Annotated in this window: 15 protein-coding genes; 11 read left to right on the forward strand and 4 right to left on the reverse strand. The window is 47.2% G+C overall.

Annotation, left to right across the window (positions count from 1 at the left end; translation table 11 throughout):
- From IAQ59_RS10795 to IAQ59_RS10810, 4 genes are all read right to left on the reverse strand, one after another.
- Positions 1-3,165 carry an efflux RND transporter permease subunit gene (locus IAQ59_RS10795; RefSeq protein WP_209330813.1) on the reverse strand — a complete coding sequence of 1,055 codons (3,165 nt, stop codon included), beginning with the start codon at positions 3,163-3,165 and terminating at the stop codon, positions 1-3.
- A complete protein-coding gene (locus tag IAQ59_RS10800) occupies positions 3,162-4,271 on the reverse strand; it encodes an efflux RND transporter periplasmic adaptor subunit (RefSeq protein ID WP_209330814.1) in 1,110 nt (369 codons plus the stop codon). Before IAQ59_RS10800 ends, IAQ59_RS10795 begins: the two co-directional genes overlap by 4 nt.
- Positions 4,268-5,599, reverse strand: coding sequence for a TolC family protein (locus IAQ59_RS10805; protein ID WP_209330815.1), 1,332 nt, complete (start codon positions 5,597-5,599; stop codon positions 4,268-4,270). Before IAQ59_RS10805 ends, IAQ59_RS10800 begins: the two co-directional genes overlap by 4 nt.
- 117 nt (positions 5,600-5,716) lie before the next feature.
- Positions 5,717-6,550: an SDR family NAD(P)-dependent oxidoreductase gene (locus IAQ59_RS10810; protein WP_209330816.1), complete on the reverse strand. Its 834-nt coding sequence runs from the start codon at positions 6,548-6,550 to the stop codon at positions 5,717-5,719.
- Between the two features lie 376 nt (positions 6,551-6,926).
- Here IAQ59_RS10810 and glsA point away from each other — a divergent pair, with 376 nt between their 5' ends.
- The 11 genes from glsA to IAQ59_RS10865 all read left to right on the forward strand — a co-directional run bounded on the left by glsA (position 6,927) and on the right by IAQ59_RS10865 (position 19,265).
- On the forward strand, positions 6,927-7,751 hold the full coding sequence (gene glsA, locus IAQ59_RS10815) for a lyso-glycine lipid O-acyltransferase GlsA (protein WP_209330817.1): 825 nt from the start codon (positions 6,927-6,929) through the stop codon (positions 7,749-7,751).
- Positions 7,752-7,756: 5 nt separating this feature from the next.
- Entirely contained in the window at positions 7,757-8,713 is a 957-nt protein-coding gene (glsB, locus tag IAQ59_RS10820; RefSeq protein WP_209330818.1) for a glycine N(alpha)-acyltransferase GlsB, read from the forward strand.
- Positions 8,714-8,797: 84 nt separating this feature from the next.
- Positions 8,798-9,787, forward strand: a complete 990-nt coding sequence (locus IAQ59_RS10825; protein WP_245189543.1) for an aldo/keto reductase — start codon at positions 8,798-8,800, stop codon at positions 9,785-9,787.
- 22 nt (positions 9,788-9,809) lie between these two features.
- Entirely contained in the window at positions 9,810-11,123 is a 1,314-nt protein-coding gene (fucP, locus tag IAQ59_RS10830; RefSeq protein ID WP_209330820.1) for an L-fucose:H+ symporter permease, read from the forward strand.
- A gap of 190 nt (positions 11,124-11,313) precedes the next feature.
- Positions 11,314-11,889 carry an RNA polymerase sigma factor gene (locus IAQ59_RS10835; RefSeq protein ID WP_209330821.1) on the forward strand — a complete coding sequence of 192 codons (576 nt, stop codon included), beginning with the start codon at positions 11,314-11,316 and terminating at the stop codon, positions 11,887-11,889.
- 3 nt (positions 11,890-11,892) lie between these two features.
- On the forward strand, positions 11,893-12,657 hold the full coding sequence (locus tag IAQ59_RS10840) for a tetratricopeptide repeat protein (protein WP_209330822.1): 765 nt from the start codon (positions 11,893-11,895) through the stop codon (positions 12,655-12,657).
- A 370-nt stretch (positions 12,658-13,027) separates the two neighbouring features.
- Positions 13,028-13,627, forward strand: a complete 600-nt coding sequence (locus IAQ59_RS10845) for a hypothetical protein (protein WP_209330823.1) — start codon at positions 13,028-13,030, stop codon at positions 13,625-13,627.
- 205 nt (positions 13,628-13,832) lie between these two features.
- Positions 13,833-14,084: a hypothetical protein gene (locus tag IAQ59_RS10850; RefSeq protein ID WP_209330824.1), complete on the forward strand. Its 252-nt coding sequence runs from the start codon at positions 13,833-13,835 to the stop codon at positions 14,082-14,084.
- 99 nt (positions 14,085-14,183) lie between these two features.
- The gene (locus tag IAQ59_RS10855) at positions 14,184-14,642 is read left to right on the forward strand and encodes a hypothetical protein (protein WP_209330825.1); all 459 of its coding nucleotides are present in this window, start codon (positions 14,184-14,186) and stop codon (positions 14,640-14,642) included.
- Between the two features lie 430 nt (positions 14,643-15,072).
- Positions 15,073-16,467 carry a S8 family serine peptidase gene (locus IAQ59_RS10860; RefSeq protein WP_209330826.1) on the forward strand — a complete coding sequence of 465 codons (1,395 nt, stop codon included), beginning with the start codon at positions 15,073-15,075 and terminating at the stop codon, positions 16,465-16,467.
- Positions 16,464-19,265 (forward strand): CHAT domain-containing protein, encoded by a 2,802-nt coding sequence (locus IAQ59_RS10865; RefSeq protein WP_209330827.1) that lies wholly within the window; start codon positions 16,464-16,466, stop codon positions 19,263-19,265. Before IAQ59_RS10860 ends, IAQ59_RS10865 begins: the two co-directional genes overlap by 4 nt.
- Positions 19,266-19,271 lie beyond the last annotated feature (6 nt).

The raw sequence follows: 19,271 nt of genomic DNA on the forward strand, positions 1-19,271 counted from the left end.
TTATTCTTCGTTAGTTGAACTACCGGATTTAAGTCTACGTAGCTCTTCTTTTGAATAAGCCATTTTGGTGATCAATACGAACAAGATGGGAACCAATGAAATGGTGAAAAAAGTAGCCGTCAGCATGCCTCCCAGTACGGTCCATCCGATTGTCTGTCTAGCCACAGATCCTGCTCCCCCGGCAAAAGCCAAAGGTACTACCCCCAAGATGAAGGCAAAGGAGGTCATTAGGATGGGTCGCAGGCGCAGTTTGGCTGCGATGGTAGCCGCCTTTTTGATAGACATTCCTCTGTCTACACGTTCCTTTGCGTATTCTACGATCAGAATAGCGTTTTTGGCGGCGAGGGCCACCAGGGTGAGCAAGCCAATCTGCGCATAGACGTTGTTCGTCAGGGAAGGGAATAGCGAAAGTGTAACCATCGCTCCAAAGACACCCGAAGGGACCGCAAGCAACACCGAAAAGGGCACGGACCAACTTTCATACAAAGCGGTAAGGCAAAGAAAGACGAAAACGATAGACAAAAGGAAGATTATCAGGGTGCTACCGCCTGATTTGATTTCCTCCCGGCTGATTCCGGAGAAATCGATTGAAAAGCCTGCCGGCAGACGGGAAGCAACTTCTCGGATTCGCTCAATGGCTTGTCCGGAACTGTAGCCATTTGCGGCATCCCCATTGACCGTCGCCGAGCGGAATAGGTTGAAATGGCTGATCAAGGGTGCGTTTTCCACCAGTTCCGTCTCCACCAAGCTGCTGATCGGCGTCATCTTTCCCTGATTATTTCTAACAAAAAAGCTATTTAGCGACTGTAGGCTTTCGCGATACATGGTGTCCGCTTGGGCCACCACACGGAAATTTCTTCCATACAGGATAAAATCATTGACATAGATACTTCCAAGGAACGTTTGCAGTGTTGCAAAAGCCTCGCCAATATTCACCCCCTGCCGGGCGGCTTTCTCCCTATCCAAGTTTACCTTATAGGCAGGTGTAGTCGCACTGAAAAAGCTAAACGCGTTGGCAATTTCCTCAGACTGGTTAAGCTGTCCTACGAACTCCTTTAGTTCGGCTTCAAATTCCTGAACGCTAAGAATTCCTTCCATTTCCTGCAATACCACACTAAAGCCTGAAGTGCTGCCTAGGCCGGGGATCGCTGCAGGGGCTACAATCACAATGGAAGCCTCCGGGAGCTTTTCGGCGAGTTCTTTCAAAAGCCGATCCCGGATTTCGAATGCTCCCTGCCCATCACCCTTGCGTTCACTCCAGGGTTTCAGTTGGCAGAAGACGGTGCCACTGTTCGATTTGCTCGAAAAGTTCACGGCATTGAGTCCGGTCACCGCCGTAAAGTGATAAATGTCTTTCTCTTCGCCAAGAATTTCCATGAGCCGTTGGATGGTTTCCAGGCTGCGCGCTGTCGAGGCACCTTCTGGTAGCTGATAGGTGACAAAGAGCCGCCCTTCGTCTTCGTTGGGTATAAAGCCCGTGGGTTTTTGTTGAAAAAGAAACCAAGTGAGCCCTCCCAACAAAGCCAAGCCAATCATAAAAGGGACCGTGTAGCCGTAGCTGTCACCCACCAGCTTTTCATAGCGGTTGTTGGCTGCATCAAACTTCCGGTTAAACCAATTGAAAAAACGATTAATGCCTCGCGACTTTTCGTTTATTGACGAGGGCTTTAGGATGAGGGAACATAGGGCTGGGGTCAAGGAAAGCGCCACAAAACCGGATATGAGCCCCGATGCCGCCACAGCCATCGCAAATTGCTGGTAGAGTCGGCCGACGATTCCGGGAATAAACCCTACAGGTATGAATACGGCGGCTACTATCAGCGACATTGCCACGACCGGCCCCGCAATATCTCCCATGGCTTTTTTGACGGCTTCTTTGGCAGATAGCCCCTCGCGCTCCATATAAGCCATCGTAGCTTCCACGACTACAATGGCATCGTCTACCACAATGCCTATCGCCAATACAAACCCGAATAGCGTCAGGTTATTGATGGAAAATCCAAATGGCAAGAACAAGGCAAAAGTCCCGATGATGGAGACCGGAATTATCAGAATGGGGATGAGGGTACTGCGCCAGTTCTGGAGAAATAGGTACACTACAAAGGATACGAGCAAGAGCGCCAAGATCAATGTTTCGATCACTTCTCCTATGGAAACCCGTACTACCGAAGCCGATTCAAAAGGGATTACGTAGTCGATGTCTTTTGGAAAGGACGCTTTAAGTCTTTCCATTGTTTCGATAATGCCTTCTTCCACGTCAAGGATATTGCTGTCAGGCGTCTGAAACACAATCAGGTAGGCTGCCGGCTTTTTGTCCGTAAAATTGTTGACGCTGTAGTCAAACCTACCAAGTTCCACTCTTGCCACATCTTTCAGGTATACAATGCGGCCATCTTCTTCCGACACCTTGAGAATGACATTTTCAAATTCCTTCTCCGTTTGCAGTCTTCCGTTGGTAAATAGCGTGTATTCAAATGCTTGGTATGACTGCTGTGGCGGGGTGCCGATCGAACCGGCGGCCACTTGAATGTTTTGCTGCCTCAGGGCGTTGGTGATTTCACTGGCAGTAATCCCCAATTGAAACAGCTTATCTGGCTGGAGCCATATCCGCATGCTAAAGTCTTGCGCCCTGGTAAAAATATCCCCTATACCGGGGACACGCAACAATTCGTCCTTTACATAGATATTGGCGTAATTGTTTAGAAAATCAATTCCGTGGCTCCCCTCTGGCGAAAACAGGGAAACAATGAGGAGTAAGCTTGGATTTCGCTGGCGTATGGTGACACCCAAACGCCTAACCTCTTCCGGTAACAGTGGTTCCGCGATATTTATCCGGTTTTGAACCTCGACCGCTGCGGCGTTGATATCGGTGCCCACCTCAAAGGTAATGCTTATCGTAAGCCTCCCTTCGTTGCTGCTGGTGCTTTCCATATATGCCATACCGGGCGTACCGTTTATCTGTGTTTCCAGCGGGGTTGCCACGGTCCGTTCGATGGTTTCCGCATCTGCACCTGTGTAGGTGGCAGACACTTGGATCACCGGAGGTGTAATTCTTGGATATTGGGAAACAGGAAGGTTCACAATCGCCAATGTGCCCAATAACAGGATGAGTAGGGAAAGCACAATGGCCGCATTTGGCCGGTCAATAAAAAAGGCTGAAATCATGGATTAGCCTCCTTTTTAATCTGTATGGGATCCCCTTCTGAGAGACGTTGAATGCCTGCAACAACCACTTGTTGCCCTTCTGAAAGGCCGTCTTCTACCACGATCCGTCCGTTCGATTTGATGCCTGTTTGTACCCTTTGTTGCCTCGCCTCGCCCTCTTCCGCCACAAAAACATAGGTCTCTCCCAGCCGCTCCACCAAGGCACTGTTGGGTACCGTCAGTTTTTGCCCGGCCACGGGTATATGCACCGTTAGCCTATTGCTCATACCGGGTTTGAGCGTACCGTCCGGGTTCGGAAAGCTAAGGCGAATCTGAATCGTACCCGTGCCCGGATCTACCGCCCTATCGATAATCTCAATTTTTCCGGGAAGGGGGTATTCGTTACCATTTGCCATGGTGAGCCGGAATACCGAATCCCTCATGGTCAGCTCTTCATTTTTTTGCATTTCTAAAAAGAGCGGTAGGGATCTTTCGTCTGCAAAGAAGTCCAGCCCGATGGGATCATTTGAGCTGATCACATTCAAAGCGGTTTGTCCAGGATTTACCAACGCTCCCAATCTTACCGATGAAAACCCAATGGTACCATCAAAGGGCGCCCGTATGGTTGCATAGTCAAGATTCACCTGGGCGCTTTCCACTTCTGCTTTTGCGCTGATTAATTCCTGCTCCGCGTTATTGAGTAACGTGAGCGCATCATCATAGATTTGAGCAGCCACGGCGTTACCCTCCCTTAGGCGCTCGTATCTTGATACGTCGCGCTGAATTCGTTGATGGTTGGCCTGTGCTATCCGTAACCGTGAGCTGGCCTGATCGAGAGAGGCTGTGTATCGGGTTTGATCTATCCGGTACAGTACCTGGCCTTTTCTCACTTGTTGTCCGTCTTTTACCGGAATGTCTATTACATACCCAGCCACATCTGCACGAAGCTCCACCTCCTTTAGTGCGACGACTGTCCCTGGATAGGTTTGTTCATTGGTTACGGATTCCAGTTTTACCAAATCGACGGTGACCGTGGTCAGGGGATTTTCTCGTACCGTTTCTTGGGTGCAGCTTACTATGCCCAGCAGGCATAAAAATATCGCTGGTATTTTTGATGTCTGAATCATGGTTCTGATTGGATTTCGCCTCTGGCCCGTTGCAGGGAGGTCTTACTGGTCAGCACGCCGAACAAGGAGCGGTAATAGTTGATTCTCGCAGTACGTAAATCGGTTTCTGCTACTATTAGCTCTAGGAAATTTTTGATTCCCTCTTGATATTGTAGGCTGATGATCTCGTAGATTTCTTCGGCAAGCTGTTTGTTGCCTTCTTGGGTTTTGAACTGGTACAGCTGTTTTTTGTAGTTGCTTAGCGCCTCTTGCAGCTCGGTACTGATGGTGTTGGAAAGCGCGTTCTTCTCCAATTCCAGGTTCTGCCGCTTCAATGCGGCTATCTTGTAGTCATGTCTCCTTCGACCTCCCTGAAAGATTGGGTATGACAATCGCAGGCCTATGAGGGAAAATGGATAGGCTTGTTGGTACAGCGTGTTTCCGATGGGGCTTAAGAACAAAAGGTTGTAGTTATAAAAAGCCGACAGCGAGGGTAAGAACCTCCGCTTCTCGTAGCTTAATTCCGCATCCTGTAGGGCGACTTGGGTCTGTAGCAATCGAAATTCAATGCGTTGTTCTGGAACGAATCCTTGTAACGTGTCTATGTGGATTTCCTGTAAAAGCTGCTCGTAGGGTGCGTATAGGGTGAGATCGGCAGAACCAGGTCTGCCCAGCAGCTCATTAAGTTGGGCTTTGCGGATTTCAATATCTTGTTGATATTGGTACAAGGCAGCTTGCGTATTTTGAAGCGTCATCTCTGCCCGTTTTAGGTCAATCTGGTCTGTCAGTCCGGCTTCATAGAGCAGCTGGGCATCGGTAAGCTGCTTTTGCTGACGGCGTAGGTCCTCTTGGGTAAGGCTGACTTGCTCTTGAGCCAACAAGACTTCATAAAACATCTGGGTAACCGCAACTGTCAGGTTGGTTTTTAATTCTTGCAGCAATTGATCGGCCTGTTTTTTTTGATCGTCCGATTGCTGAAGGCTCCGGATCAATTCGTTGTCGATGATTGGCTGATCTGCTGAAAAGCGCAGACTCGAATTAAATGGAACGCCCGTTCTTACCTCCTGAAATTCACCTGACTCAGGGTTGTTGAAATCCGGAAAAATAGCTACTGGTTGGCTAAAATACCGGTTGTAATCTCCTGCCATTCCAACCTGTGGCATCCAGCCCGAGAGAGCTGATTTTACCTCATTAACGCTAATGATACGCTGATTTTCAACCTGCTTGAGTAAGGGGTTGTTTTCCATGGCCATATCCAGCACCGCTTCCAGTTCCAGATTCTGTGCCCATAGTTTCCCAGGGGTTACGTAGCAAAGTATTAGCCATGCAAAGATTATGTTTTTAATCATTTTGAGATAAAAAGTATCGTATGTACGAATCTAATTTAGCTTCGGATCGGATTAGAAGGTGCCTCTATCCAATGGCAGAAGTGGCAGCCCTTGCAAGGTAGTGATTTTTTTTCGATGTCATAAAAAGTCTGCAACCCAGTTGGTGCTTTTTTCCCATAGGTCATCCCGTAGTTTTTTTGAATGGGCCAGTTTGGAAGGCTTAGAGGGTTTGCTTTTATTGAAATAGGCACCATTCCATTCATCCTTAAGTGGGGAGTTGGCCAGGTAAAGGGTGGTTCGAGCCCCTGCTTCTGCTGAGATCATAAATGGCTGGGAAAGTTTGATCAACCACCTGAAAGCGCCGGTAAACTGACCACCAAAATTGGTCTTGACCACACCAGGATGCAGGGAGTAGGCACCTAGTCCTTCGTGGGCGTATTTTTCCTGAAGCGATTTGGAAAAGAGGATATTGTACAGTTTTGCGTTGGCATAAGCTGGAAAGGAACTGTAGTTTTTCGCGGTATTCACTTGGTTCAGCTTAGGATTTGCAGCCCGATGAGCTTCTGAACTGACATTGATGATGCGCGGATTTTTCGCATTCAAAAGGAGCGGCATTATTTTTTGGGTCAATAGGAAGTGTCCAAGGTGGTTTACTTGGAAGGTGGTTTCAAACCCATCACGGGTAATGGTCCCCTCTGGAAATATACCTCCGGCGTTATTGATCAATAGATCCAATGTGGCAATTTTTCCTCCTATGTAATCAGCGGCTGCGGCGACAGATTTTAGGTCCTCTAAGTCGCAATAAACCACTTCGAATCGGTCTCTTGGAAGGTCTTTAGGGAGTTCTCCCAACAAAATGCTTGCTTTCTTTTCGTTTCTTACCAATAAAAATAGGCGTTGACATTGGGTACTGAGGCCTTTGACCGTTTCAGCACCTATGCCAGAGGTGCATCCGGTGATAACTGCATTCATATGGGCAAGGGTTTAAAGGGTTGTTTAGGGGTACTAACTGGAGATTTCCGTTTATTGTTCGTTTAGGATACCAATATTTCAAATTAGAAGGCGATTCCGAGCACGGTCATTTGGTGCGAAGGGGGGGGCGTGATGATAGGCGAATCGGTCACAAAAAACCGGTAGGTGGGCATCGACTAGGTTGGCGGGGAAATTCGGCCTGACTTGCCTAAAAAGGCCGTCCATATGCTATTTTTTTCTATTTTTGTCCGACTAATTCTCACCATTTCACCCTAATGCAGTTGACCATTGAGTTGATATGCTAAGTTAGTAGGTTGTCAATCAATTGTTTGTACATCGGGTTTGGACAATCAGGTGTTATTGAAACCGTTCCGTCGTGGAGGATAATAAAAAGTTTATAGACATTCAGAAGGTAATTGGGGATAAGAATCCCGCTCTGCTCAAGTGGATGCCTGGCTTTGTGCTTTCCTATATTAAACGGATCGCCCATGAGAAGGATATAAATGAGATTATGGCCAAGCATGGAAACCTGCGCGGCTTGGATTTCGTGGATGCACTCGTGGATGAGTTTGGTGTGGAGGTGGTTTTGCAGGGTGCGGAAAACATCCCGCTTGACCGACCGGTGATATTTGCATCGAACCACCCGCTAGGTGGATTGGATGGGATTGTACTCATGCATGCCCTTGGAAAGTACAGAAAGGACTTGAAGTTTTTAGTCAATGACATTCTGCTGAACATACCCAATTTTGAGGGGCTTTTCGTGCCTGTAAACAAGCATGGCGGGCATGGAAAGCGTGGTGTGGAACGCATTGAACATACGTATGCTTCCGAGGAGGCTGTCTTGATTTTTCCTGCCGGGTTGGTATCACGAAAGCAGGAGTCGGGCATCAAGGATTTAGAATGGAAAAAAAGCTTCATCAGCAAATCCAAAAAATATAAAAAGGATGTCGTTCCGGTATACATGGATGGCAAGAACTCGTCTTTTTTTTACGGACTGGCAAATTTTCGAAAGAAAATGGGGGTTAAGGCCAACGTAGAGATGTTTTACTTGGCCGATGAGATGTTTGGTCAGAGAAATAAAAAAATTTCCGTCCATGTAGGAAAACCCATTTCTTACCAGTATTTTGATGATTCTAAAAGCGACAGGTACTGGGCAGAAGTGGTTAAAAACAAGGTTTACGATATGGCCCTAGATAAATGACATCTATGCAAGAGATTATAGCTCCGGTAGATAGAGCACTTATAAATAAGGAACTTACACCAGATAGGTTTTTACGGTATGTAAATAACGGAGAAAACGAAATTTACCTGGTCAATCATCACAATGCCCCGAACGTGATGCGGGAGATCGGACGCCTTCGGGAGATCTCCTTTCGGTCAGCGGGCGGGGGGACTGGACTTCCTTTAGACGTAGATGAAAACGATACCTGCGAAAACTGCTATCAACAACTGCTAGCATGGAATCCTCAGGACCAAGAAATCATTGCTGGATATCGGCTGATCAAATGTTCGGATGCAGGTCACGATAAAAACGGGGAAATCAATCTTTCCACGGCCCACCTTTTTCGTTTTTCGAAAAAATTCAAAACAGACTATTTGCCCTACACGATTGAGTTGGGCAGATCCTGGGTACAGCCTAACTATCAACCGAGCATAGATAACCGGAGGGGACTGTTTTCGCTTGATAATCTCTGGGACGGCTTGGGAGCTGTGGTGATGTTGAATCCGGACGTTAAATACCTATTTGGCAAAGTGACCATGTACCCGCACTACCACGCCGAGGCGCGTGATTTGCTGATTTACTTTATGAATCATTATTTTCCCGATCGGGAGCGACTGGTAGAGCCGATTGATCTATTGGGTTACAAAGGAGACGTGACACGCATCACTGGGATGTTTGATAGCCTGTCCTATAAAGAAGGTTATAAGCTGCTCAATTCAAAAGTCCGTGCACTTGGTGAAAATATACCTCCCTTGATAAACACCTACATGAACCTGTCTTCAACGATGAAGACCTTTGGCACGAGTATGAATTATGAGTTTGGCGCGGTGGAAGAAACCGGAATTCTGTTGACGATAGCGGATATTTACGATACCAAGAAGCACCGTCATCTGGATACGTTTGAACGAGACCGGCATTTTGGCAAACGAAGCAATCGTTGACCTCAGCCCGCTGATTTGGTGATGGAGAATAAGGCAAAGATACCACTGTTTCCCTTTGGTAATACAGGACTACAAATGCCGCGTATGGTATTTGGAAGTAGCGACCTGGGCAACTTGTACCGGGAGATGCCCTTTCAACAAAAGCTGGAAATCATTCGTCAATGCCTAGCGCTAGGCGGCAAGCACACCGTGTTTGATACGGCTGGTAAGTATGGTGCCGGATTGGCATTGGAGGTGATCGGTAACTGCCTGCATCAGCTGGGTGTTGGCCCGGATGAGGTAGTTATCAGCAATAAGCTTGGCTGGGTACGTTCCCCGTTGAAGGGTTCGGAACCCACTTTTGAGCCGGGTATATGGAAAGGCATCAAAAACGATGCGGTACAGAAAATAAGTTACGATGGCATCCTCGAATGTTTCGAGGAAGGCAATACGCTGCTAAAGCACTATGTGCCTCAGTTGGTCAGCGTGCATGATCCGGATGAGTATTTGGATGCTGCGCGCAGTGAATCTGACAGAAAGCGGCGATTTGAGGATATCTTGGAGGCGTACCGAGCCTTGGAAAACCTCAAGCGTGAGGGTCGTGTAGCAGGCATCGGGGTAGGCGCCAAAGACTGGAAAGTGATCCCTGAGATTTATCGCCACGTACGCCTGGACTGGGTGATGGTTGCTAATAGCCTCACGATTTATCAGCACCCCCCTGAGCTGCTAGGGTTTATTGCGAAGCTCCATCACGATGGCGTGGCAGTGATCAATGCAGCCGTTTTTAATGGGGGGTTTTTGGTTGGTGGAGATCGGTACAATTACCAACTCTTAGACCCTGCAAAACCAACCGATGCCAAGAAGCTGGCATGGAGACACCGGTTTCACCTCCTTTGTGAACAGCATGGAGTGAAGCCGTCCCATGCGTGTATTCAATTTGGAATGTCCGTACCGGGCATACACAGTGTGGCCCTTAGCACCGCAGATGAAACCCGTCTTATGGAAAATTTTCATGCCACCCAATATCCCCTTCCTGCTTCATTTTGGGAGGCCATGAAGGAGGCCGAGCTCCTACCTGATTTTAGCTTTCTATAAACCATATAACCTTCCTATTCAAATGCCACAATCCACCAACCCTGCAAAAGCCGCTTTGATTTCTAAAAGGGACTTTTGGCCTTTTTTGCTCCTTACCATGCTGTTTGCCCTTTGGGGCGTAGCGCATAATATGACCGATACGCTGTTGGCGGCGTTTAAGCGAATCATGAGCATGACTGATTTTCAGACTTCTTGGATACAGTTGGCTTTCTACGGTTCGTATTTCTGCTTGGCTTTGCCAGCAGCCCTGTTCATCCGGAAGTATACGTATAAGTCGGGAATTCTACTTGGTTTGGGGCTATTTGCGATTGGTGCACTATTGTTTTATCCCGCAAGTGTGTTGATGTCTTATGGGTTTTTCTTGTTTGCGCTTTACGTGTTGGCTGGGGGCCTGTCTGTATTAGAAACCGCAGCCAATCCTTACATTCTGGTAATCGGACCCCAGGAGACCGCCACGCAGCGACTGAATTTAGCCCAGTCCTTCAATCCTATAGGATCTATTCTTGGGGTTTACCTGAGTAAGGTTTTTATACTTTCCAAACTGAATACCGCCGAGGCGGCTGACCGTACGTCCATGGATCCTGAAAGTTTAAAGGCCATTCAGGCTGAGGAGTTGGCGGGTGTCATGGGTACCTACGTCGGCGTGGCGATGTTTTTGGTGTTGGTTTGGTTTGTTATCAAGGCAGTACGGATGCCCGTTGCTTCTGAAACCGTGGAAAAGGACGGTGTCATTTCCGGATTCCGTAGGCTGCTAAAAAACCGAAATTACACCCTGGGAGTGATGGCCCAGTTTTTTTACGTGGGTGCTCAGATCGGAGTATGGTCCTTTACCATCCGATATGTGATGGTGGAATTGGACATGAATGAAAGTGATGCTTCGGACTATTATTTGTTGTCACTCGTGTTGTTTGCAGTCAGCAGATTTGTCTTCACTGCATTGATGAAATATGTGAAGCCTTCGTTGCTGTTAGCTGCCTCGGCGTTGGCCGCTACCGCATGTAGCCTGATGGTCATTTACTCCAGCGGTATGACCGGCGTGATTTCATTGGTGATGGTCTCGGTGTGCATGTCGTTGATGTTTCCAACGATTTACGGCCTTTCTGCTGTAGGGTTGGGCAATGATACCAAGCTTGGAGGTTCGGGACTGATCATGGCAATATTAGGAGGTGCGGTGATCACAGCCATTCAAGGTCAGGTTTCAGATGCGACCGGTAGTATCGGTCTATCTTATTGGGTACCAGTTGTTTGTTTTGTAGTGGTCATGGCTTTTGGGCTGAATAATTTCTTTGAAAAAAGGAAGTTAACAGCAGCGCCTACCATGGTGATGCCCGAATAAAAGCCTCAATGGTAGAAACCGACCATTTGGCCCCTTTGTATTAGCCTGTTTTCACGGTTTGTAAAAAAACTAGTTCCTTCGTTTGGTAAATTCTGTCATTGGATTCCGGACGAAGGATTTTTTTTGTATTTTTCAGTTGTATTAGTATTGAAATTTTTTACTTTTTAAAAATAAAAAATTATATTCCGAAATGGCTCATCCGGATCAAAAATACATCGATGCCCTGCTAAACAACGATCAGAAAATACTCAAAGAGCTATACGCTACCTATTCGGGAAAAATCAAGTGGATGATTCTGAAAAACAACGGTTCCGAGCACGATGCCGGCGACATTATTCAGGAGAGCTTGTTGGTGATTTACCGCAGGGCTATGAAAGGAGACTTTGTGTTGACCTGTCCGTTTGACGCCTATTTTTACATGGTGTGCAAGAAGCGTTGGCTGAATGTGCTCTCAAAAAGAAAATCCAATCCGAAGGTAACAATCGAAGAGGATGAAAGATATATTCCCGTAGAGGATAGTTTCAGTCTAGCCGAGGATACGTTGCTGGAGGAGGAGCGAATGGCCCTACTGAACAAAAAAATCAAGGAGCTCGGCGATGCTTGCAGGGAATTGTTGCGCCTGAGTTGGTCGGGGAAATCCATGGAGGAAGTGGCCGCGATGTTAAGCTATACCTACGGCTATGCAAGAAAGAAGAAGTCTGAGTGTATGGGAAGGTTAGTCGAGCTGGTCAAGAACTCGTCGGAGTATGGGGCATTAAAATGGTAGTTCATGGATAATGATAGGTTCAGCGATTTTGAAAAGTACCTGGCAGGAGGTATGTCCGAAGAGGAACGAAGTACCTTTGAGCAGAATCTGGAAAGCGATCCGGAACTGAAACAGGATTTTACTATTTACCGGCGCATAGAGACCGACATGCGTGCTTTCTACAGAACCTCTGACATACAAGGCCCGTTACGGGAAACATTGGAAAGGCTGGGGAGGGAATACGTGCTGTTCGATAGACATAAGGAACCGAAGAGGGGCTATTTCCTCCCTTTTTTGAAAGGGGTTGCTGCCGTATTATTGGTGTTAGCTGGGGTATACGTCCTGTATCTGACTGCATCAAAGGGTCTCGATCAGGAAGTTGCTACCTATTATGCCGATAACTATTCGACCCTGAGTCAGACAATGGGGCAGGCGAAGGATGAGATGCAACGAGGAATTGCAGCCTACAATCAAAAAAAATACGAAGTTGCGGAGGGTATTTTTTCGGGAATGCTGGAAGACGATCCGGAAAATAGTGAGGCATTAAGGAATCTAGGGCTCAGTTACCTCGCAATGGGAGACTATGCCAATGCGTTGCGTGTATTTGAGCAGTATGGTCGCATTCCGGATTTATTTGTCAACGACGGACGGATGCTTCAGGCGGTCACTCTATTGATGCGGGGCGAAGCAGCGGACGATGCCAGGGCTAAAGTTCTGTTGCAGCAGATCGTTTCAGGCGATGAGCCTGGAAGCGTGCAAGCAGAGGCTTGGCTCAAGAAGTTTAAGTGAAGGTTTTTTCCAACCGTAGGCTGACGAATTTGGATTGATCTGAATGTCGGAATGAGATGTTCTGAGACGGGATATATCGACTGTGCATAAGCGGCATTTTTGGTGGTCTAGGCAGGTTAAATAAGCTTATTTGACTTTTCAAGGCACGAAAATGTTTCATGTAATTTAATTATACTGGTTTTTCACATCTGTAAAATATGCTTATGTCGGTTTTTGTTTCATTTATCTTAGTTCGTAGCTTGTCATTCTGTGTTTTATGGTAAAAATTTATTTTCCAATATTGTTGTAAACATTGTATAATTTGACGTAGTTAGCTATTCTTTAAAGGAAAAAATTGGAATCTGAGAAGTTGGACGTTAAAAAGGAAGTTATGAAAGTGATCGTTTCTGGAAGAGAAGTGTTTGGTCCTACGAGCAGTCGGGAGGGCCTTTCGTGGGGAGAGTTTGTAACTTGGACCGGGTTGAATCAGGTTGAAGAGTTGGTGTCATTGGATTCCTTTTATAACGGGCCTATTGAGGGCTTGCAGGGTGTCTATGATACGCAGAGTGATCTAGTGGGCAAAATCAACGACTTTGTGCATGAGATGGTGGAAGAGAAAATGCAACACACCGGTTTGCCGTCGGAGTTCAGCCTCTTAGCCATTCTGATCTACCCATTAACGGACGACCTTGAGGTTCTAGAGGGGGATTTTGAATTTATCGGCTACGATATTGTCCATCAATCCGCAGGTCACAGTGTCTTGGTGCAACTTGGCTGGATGGCGGGCATGGCGTTCCATTCAGAGGTAAACCGGTATGGACTGTTGGAAAGTGCCCAATCGGCAAGCCTCCTGCTTGCGTCAATCAGGAACAGCTTTCCCGAGATGGAAATGGTAGATGGAAGCGTGGCAGCCGTATGGAGGCATAGAACAATTGGAAGAAATACGCTTTTTACCAGGGTAAAGGAATCTGAGGCGTTTGTCGTGTTGTAATCCTAGTAGCAAGGGTTAGGAATTCGGTGATTGGAAAAGTAAATCAGGCTGCCTGAAAAGTGCAGCCTCTTTTTTTTGTTTTTTGGAGCGGGTTCTTGGGTGGTTTTTTTGGGCGCATGGATTTTTCAGCTTTCATTTTCGGCTCCTAAAGGGGTAACAATCTGTGAAATTTTTGATATAACGGCATAACTGAGACAGGTACTGCATGAGACTGAACGTAAGAGCATCGATGATCGAAATGATTTTGGTGGCAGCCATTTTACTTTTGGGGATTGGGTGGTTCCAAGACTGTCTTTACCACAAAAATGTGTTTGTATTGCCCTCCTACGCAGTCGGTTCATCCTTCGATCGTGCCTCAGTCAAAGGGGTTTATTTTGGGGAATTGTCAAGGACTAGGGCAGTTGGAATCCCGCTCCACGGGCAAAGGAGTTACATCAGAGGTTTTAGAGAATTGTAGGGTTTTGATAGGGGGTAACAACCCGAGAGAATTCAGGATATAGACACGAATTTGACCGGTTAGCAACAGGAACCTGAACGCAAAACCTAAATGGAGGAGATGTATTTTTGCCCTACAGAACACGCACGCTATGGATTAAAGCCCCCGGTTTCGGTCCTCCTTTCCCGAAATTGTCAAGCAATTCAGCTGTACACCTATGTAGCCGGCTTTTTTGGAAGTGCAGGCAAGTACGAGTTTAATATTCCTATGGATCCCGATATGTACGCCAAGGCCCAGTTTAAGGTGTTTCTTCAGACCGCCGAGGGATGGTTTGCGGCTCCGGGTGTGGATCCTGGAGGAACAGTTTACTACCGCATTTATACGGCCTATGCAGCAGGTTGGGCGCGGATTTTTGTATTGCCCCTCGCGTCTGATTCCTTATCCGAGTGGACAGTTTCCGTCAAAGTGCTTACACTATCCATGGATGCTGCTCCGTCAGATTTGGATTATCGAAATTACCATCAGGTATGCGCATTGTTCCGGACCAAAAAATTGGCAGAAAATTCGAAAATAATGTAGAAAGCGGGGTAACACGGGTGACACTTCATGGATATATCGCTGTAGCAAAAGAATTAACCAAAAAGGGATTTGGCGTTGGAGTTGGCAAGTGGGCCCGGAGAGCATTACCCGAAATTGCTTATTCGGGTGGTCGAAGTCTCCGAGAGCAAGCCCGGTACGGAGCGGCCTTTTCAGATTCCCAAGCCACGTAGAAATTTTCGGGCAAGCAATAAGGCTTCTTTCTGTAAATTCTACCGGTTTGGATAAGTACCATACAAAAAGTGTATATCGCTGCTAGTTGTATTTGTTAGTACTGAAAAAATATATTTTATAAAAATTAAATTTGTATTTGATAATTATTATACACAAATTAAACACAAAATGGGCATCCCGCTTCGGCTTTTACTCTGCAGTGGTGGGACAACCCTGATAACCCTAAAACCCGTCTACTATGCCTACTACTCAAAATCCAGACCCAAAAGGAGGAGGTTCTTCCGATTTGTTCAATAACCTGATCCATTTCAAATTGAATCTAGGGAATGAGCCGGGTGCTGCTTCCCTAGCCAAGAAAATCAAAACTGCGGAGATACAGTATACCTGGGCGGAAAAGAGTAAGCAGGATCCGCTGGATCTGATCTTTTTGGAGAGTGCGTATTTTCCTGAGGATCTGGTGTTGGTAAAAACGAAATCGTCCTCTTACGAAAGTTTAGTAAGTTTTAAGGGAGACCCGGCGGAGAGGTCGTCGATACTTCACTATCAATATTCCTTTAAATCCTGCAGATTTGGCACTGAGGAATGCTGCGTGGACGGTAAGGGGGGAGAATTGCCGGAGCTTCGTTCCACTGATTTTATCCCTTTGGATGGAGGGATAAATGATGGAAGGGACAAGCAGCTCGTAATTGCGGTATTGGACACCGGAATTGTCCCAGGGCTTATCCCTGCAGAGTATTTGTGGGAAGATCCGACCATTGAAAAGGGCAATGACTACCTTGAAAACATCGCAAAGGGAGTCCACGGAAGAAACTTTGTTTCAGAGTCGGAATTGCCCGTAAAAGACGAGTACGGCAAGATGGTTCTGCGAGATCCAGAAAATTTGGATATTACCGACGACCATCCAAGGCTGCATGGCACCATGATGTGTGCGTATATCATAAATCAGTTTCGTGATTCGGACTATGCGGTGAAGATCATGTGTTTGAAAACCCACCAATCAAATGGTACCGGAAGTTTGGAGGACATCTACCGGGCAATTCATTTCGCGAGGTACCATGGGGCAGATTTTATACAGGCAAGTTGGGTATTTCCAGCCAATATGAATGAGAGTTATAGTATTCTGAGGGATGGGATACAGCAGGCATTCGCGGAAAACAACACCCTACTTGTCACGGTATCTGGCAATAAAGAGAACGACCTGACCAATCCACACTTTTTTCCCGCAAAATTTGGTGATCGGGCGGTCAATCATCCCTTGGGCGTATTGGTAGCGGTTACTGTCTCTCAGGATCACGCTACGGTGTCTCCTTTTGAAGTGGGCAATAATATTTACGTGGATTTTGGGGTTCCGTGTGACAAGGACGAACATGGCCATTACCTGTTTGAACTGCCGTTGAAGACCAAAAATGGCGAATTGAACTATCAGCAAGGAGGATCCATCGCTGCTGCGATCACGACAGGATTTTTGGCATCGGGTTTTCCGGAAATGTTGTACGTAAACAGGAGAAGTAGGGGAAAGCAAGGGTTTTTAGAATACGGCGATCAATCCGCCTTTTTGGCACATCCCGAACTGGCTGAAGGGATCATCGGAGGGCGGGTGTTGAATCTTGTCCAGAAAGCCAATGGGGCATGATCGCCCGCGTAGGTGCCAGGTACCTGTATCTACTTGGTATGGGTGTGATCATCCTATGGACCGCTTATACCAATCGTTCGTATGGACAAGGGCGGCTTGAACCCGATTGGCAATTGGCATTGCAGGAGGTCATGGCCATCACAGATGCAGACGAAAGAAATGTGCGGTTGGAGGAGCTCCGTAACCAATATGTGAATGAAGTAGGTGCCGATGGCGGTTATTACGGTCAGTTATCGCACGTGCTGGCCACTTCCTTTGGAAGAGCAGGCAGGTTTAATGAGGCCTTTGGGGTTTTTGAGCAGGCATTGGTTGCGCATAGACTTCCACACTCGGAGGATCCTTCCATGGTGGTGAATTCCTTTTATAACCTCGCTTTTTTTCATTTGGGGCTCGGGTTGATTCCCGAATTTAGGGCCTATGCCGATAGCTGCATTCATTATAGCAATGTGTACCCTGAAAAGCAATACATAGGCATTCATACCTACGAACTGCTCGCCACGTATTATTACGATATTGGCGACTATGCCAGTTGTTTGGCAAAGGCGGAGCTGGGTATTCAAACTGCTGAAGTGGAGGATCGTTATGTGGGCCTCCTGTACCTGCAGAGTGCGCAGGCAGGCTTGGCCCTGCCGGACCAAAGCGGCACTTACGCAAAGGCTGCTGAAGCATTGGAAAGAAGCCGGATCTTGTTGAAGGACGATCCAGATTTGGCAGGATTGGTAAGGTCCGTAGAGGCACATTACCAATGGAAAACTGGTCATCCGGAATTGGCTCAGCGCAGGTATGAAGAAGCCATAGCCCGATATTCCCGTGCCGAGGATTACGAGGGGGTAGTCCGAAACCTGCTGAAATTGGGGAATTTGTACTCCGATAAACTTGGTAATCCGGCAATGGCCAAGAAGGTGTTTGAAGAGGGGTTAAAGACCCTTGACCGCGTAAATCGCATCGACTTAAAGCCCCGGATATTAAATAGCTTGGCGCTGCTGTTGTTGGAGAATGATGTTGATGCGGCTATTGCTTATTTGCAGGAGGCACTAGACGGCTTGCGAGTCGTACCTAATAGATTTGAACTGGGTGGAGAAGAAGCTGGCTATTCCAATGACTTACTTGCAGGAATCCTACTAGGAGACTTGGGCAAGTCTTTTTCATTGAAATTTAACAGCACCGGGGATTCAACCGATCTACGCACGGCGCTTTCGCACTTCAACGCTTTTATCGCGGCGACTGACCGAGTTAGGTGGAGCCACGAATACGATCAGTCCAAGCTCTATTGGCGGGAACAGGGCAAGGAGACCTTTACCCAAGCGTTGGATGTGTGTTTCCAGCTTAATGATGCAGCGGCTGCCTACCTGTTTTTTGAAAAGAGTAGGGCGGTGATGCTTCAGGATAGGCTCAACGACCAAGAAGCCCGCCGGTTTCTTTCCGAGGCAGAGAGTGCTCGGGAAAAACAGTTGAGAATTGACGTGGCTTCACTCGCCCAAAGGCTAGCAGATATGGATGAAAGCATGGATCACTATCCGGAGAGGCAAGCTGAGTTGAGTCGATTGCGCGAGCAGTACCGATCCTTTGTCAAATCATTGGAGTCTAAGCATCCGCAGTATGTGGAGGCAAAATATGGTGCATCCACAAGGCCTCTATCCATATTGCGCCAATTGTTGAAGGAGGGAGGCCAAAGTTATGTAGCTTTCTTTAACGGGTTAGCCGATCAGCAGGGGGAGCAATACATATATGCGCTGGTAGTTAATCCGGAGGACGCCAGGTTTGTGAAAGTTCCCATGGGGCAGTATAAGCTTCGGGCAGATCGTTTTTTGGAGATCGCCGCTTCGAAGGAATTGCTCAATAGGAATTTTGGCGAGTTTATTTCACTAGGGTACGAATTGTACCAACAGCTGATAGCCCCGCTGGGGGCTTTGCAAGAGCGATTGATTGTATCTCCGGACGATAGGCTTTTACCGGTAGACCTTCTGGTAAAGGATCAGTGTCCTAATGGCAGCTTTTTGCTGTATGATTATGCCGTTAGTTACACCTATTCTGCAGGACTACTTGGTCAGTCCCATCGCGGGGGACTCGATGGAAAGCCCACCCTATTGGGATTCGCCCCGGTTAGCTATCAAGCTCACCTACAGCTCCCCACATTGACGGGTGCCGATTTCTCCCTTAATAAGTTGAACACATTTTTTTCGGGCTGTGAGTTTTTTGTGCAAGGCGATGCCACTAAAGGTAGATTTATGGACAAGATAACGGATCATGCCATGGTGGTGCTATATACCCATGCCGAGGCTGATACGGCTAATCAGGAGGCCTATCTGTATTTTCACGACGATAGGTTGAAGGTTTCCGAACTGCAACTACTCGATGCGCTGCCGACAGAACTAATCATCCTTTCGGCATGCAATACCGGTACCGGGGCGAACCGACCGGGTGAGGGAGTCTTTAGTTTGGCTAGGGGCTTTGCGGCTGCAGGTATACCCACGAGTGTCACGACACTTTGGGAAATAGATTCCCGTGCGACTTATTCCCTGACCGAGAATTTTTACCGGCAAGTGGTTACAGGCATTTCCATGGATGAAGCCCTTCGGCAGGCAAAGCTCATGATGCTACAAGGCGATGACCGCATGCAGGCATTGCCATACTTTTGGGGAGGGAGCATTGTTTTAGGCAGTGTTCAGCCATTGATCGTAGAAAGAAATTGGAGCAAAAGTCTCTGTTATGGGATGGTGGGGATACTGTTTATCCTCGCAGTTGTGGTTTATTGGGTAAGGGCAAGGAAAAGGGATAGATCAAATGGCAGCTTTTAGAGGTTT

This window comes from Lunatimonas salinarum, from assembly GCF_017811155.1.
GTDB lineage: Bacteria > Bacteroidota > Bacteroidia > Cytophagales > Cyclobacteriaceae > Lunatimonas > Lunatimonas salinarum.

What these genes read in the sequence shown, in the direction of transcription:
- IAQ59_RS10795 (WP_209330813.1), bottom strand. Translation starts at nt 3,165, where the DNA reads ATGATTTCAGCCTTTTTTATTGACCGGCCAAATGCGGCCATTGTGCTT.
- IAQ59_RS10800 (WP_209330814.1), bottom strand. Translation starts at nt 4,271, where the DNA reads ATGATTCAGACATCAAAAATACCAGCGATATTTTTATGCCTGCTGGGC.
- IAQ59_RS10805 (WP_209330815.1), bottom strand. Translation starts at nt 5,599, where the DNA reads ATGATTAAAAACATAATCTTTGCATGGCTAATACTTTGCTACGTAACC.
- IAQ59_RS10810 (WP_209330816.1), bottom strand. Translation starts at nt 6,550, where the DNA reads ATGAATGCAGTTATCACCGGATGCACCTCTGGCATAGGTGCTGAAACG.
- glsB (WP_209330818.1), top strand. Translation starts at nt 7,757, where the DNA reads ATGCAAGAGATTATAGCTCCGGTAGATAGAGCACTTATAAATAAGGAA.
- IAQ59_RS10825 (WP_245189543.1), top strand. Translation starts at nt 8,798, where the DNA reads ATGGTATTTGGAAGTAGCGACCTGGGCAACTTGTACCGGGAGATGCCC.
- fucP (WP_209330820.1), top strand. Translation starts at nt 9,810, where the DNA reads ATGCCACAATCCACCAACCCTGCAAAAGCCGCTTTGATTTCTAAAAGG.
- IAQ59_RS10835 (WP_209330821.1), top strand. Translation starts at nt 11,314, where the DNA reads ATGGCTCATCCGGATCAAAAATACATCGATGCCCTGCTAAACAACGAT.
- IAQ59_RS10840 (WP_209330822.1), top strand. Translation starts at nt 11,893, where the DNA reads ATGGATAATGATAGGTTCAGCGATTTTGAAAAGTACCTGGCAGGAGGT.
- IAQ59_RS10845 (WP_209330823.1), top strand. Translation starts at nt 13,028, where the DNA reads ATGAAAGTGATCGTTTCTGGAAGAGAAGTGTTTGGTCCTACGAGCAGT.
- IAQ59_RS10850 (WP_209330824.1), top strand. Translation starts at nt 13,833, where the DNA reads ATGAGACTGAACGTAAGAGCATCGATGATCGAAATGATTTTGGTGGCA.
- IAQ59_RS10855 (WP_209330825.1), top strand. Translation starts at nt 14,184, where the DNA reads ATGTATTTTTGCCCTACAGAACACGCACGCTATGGATTAAAGCCCCCG.
- IAQ59_RS10860 (WP_209330826.1), top strand. Translation starts at nt 15,073, where the DNA reads ATGCCTACTACTCAAAATCCAGACCCAAAAGGAGGAGGTTCTTCCGAT.
- IAQ59_RS10865 (WP_209330827.1), top strand. Translation starts at nt 16,464, where the DNA reads ATGATCGCCCGCGTAGGTGCCAGGTACCTGTATCTACTTGGTATGGGT.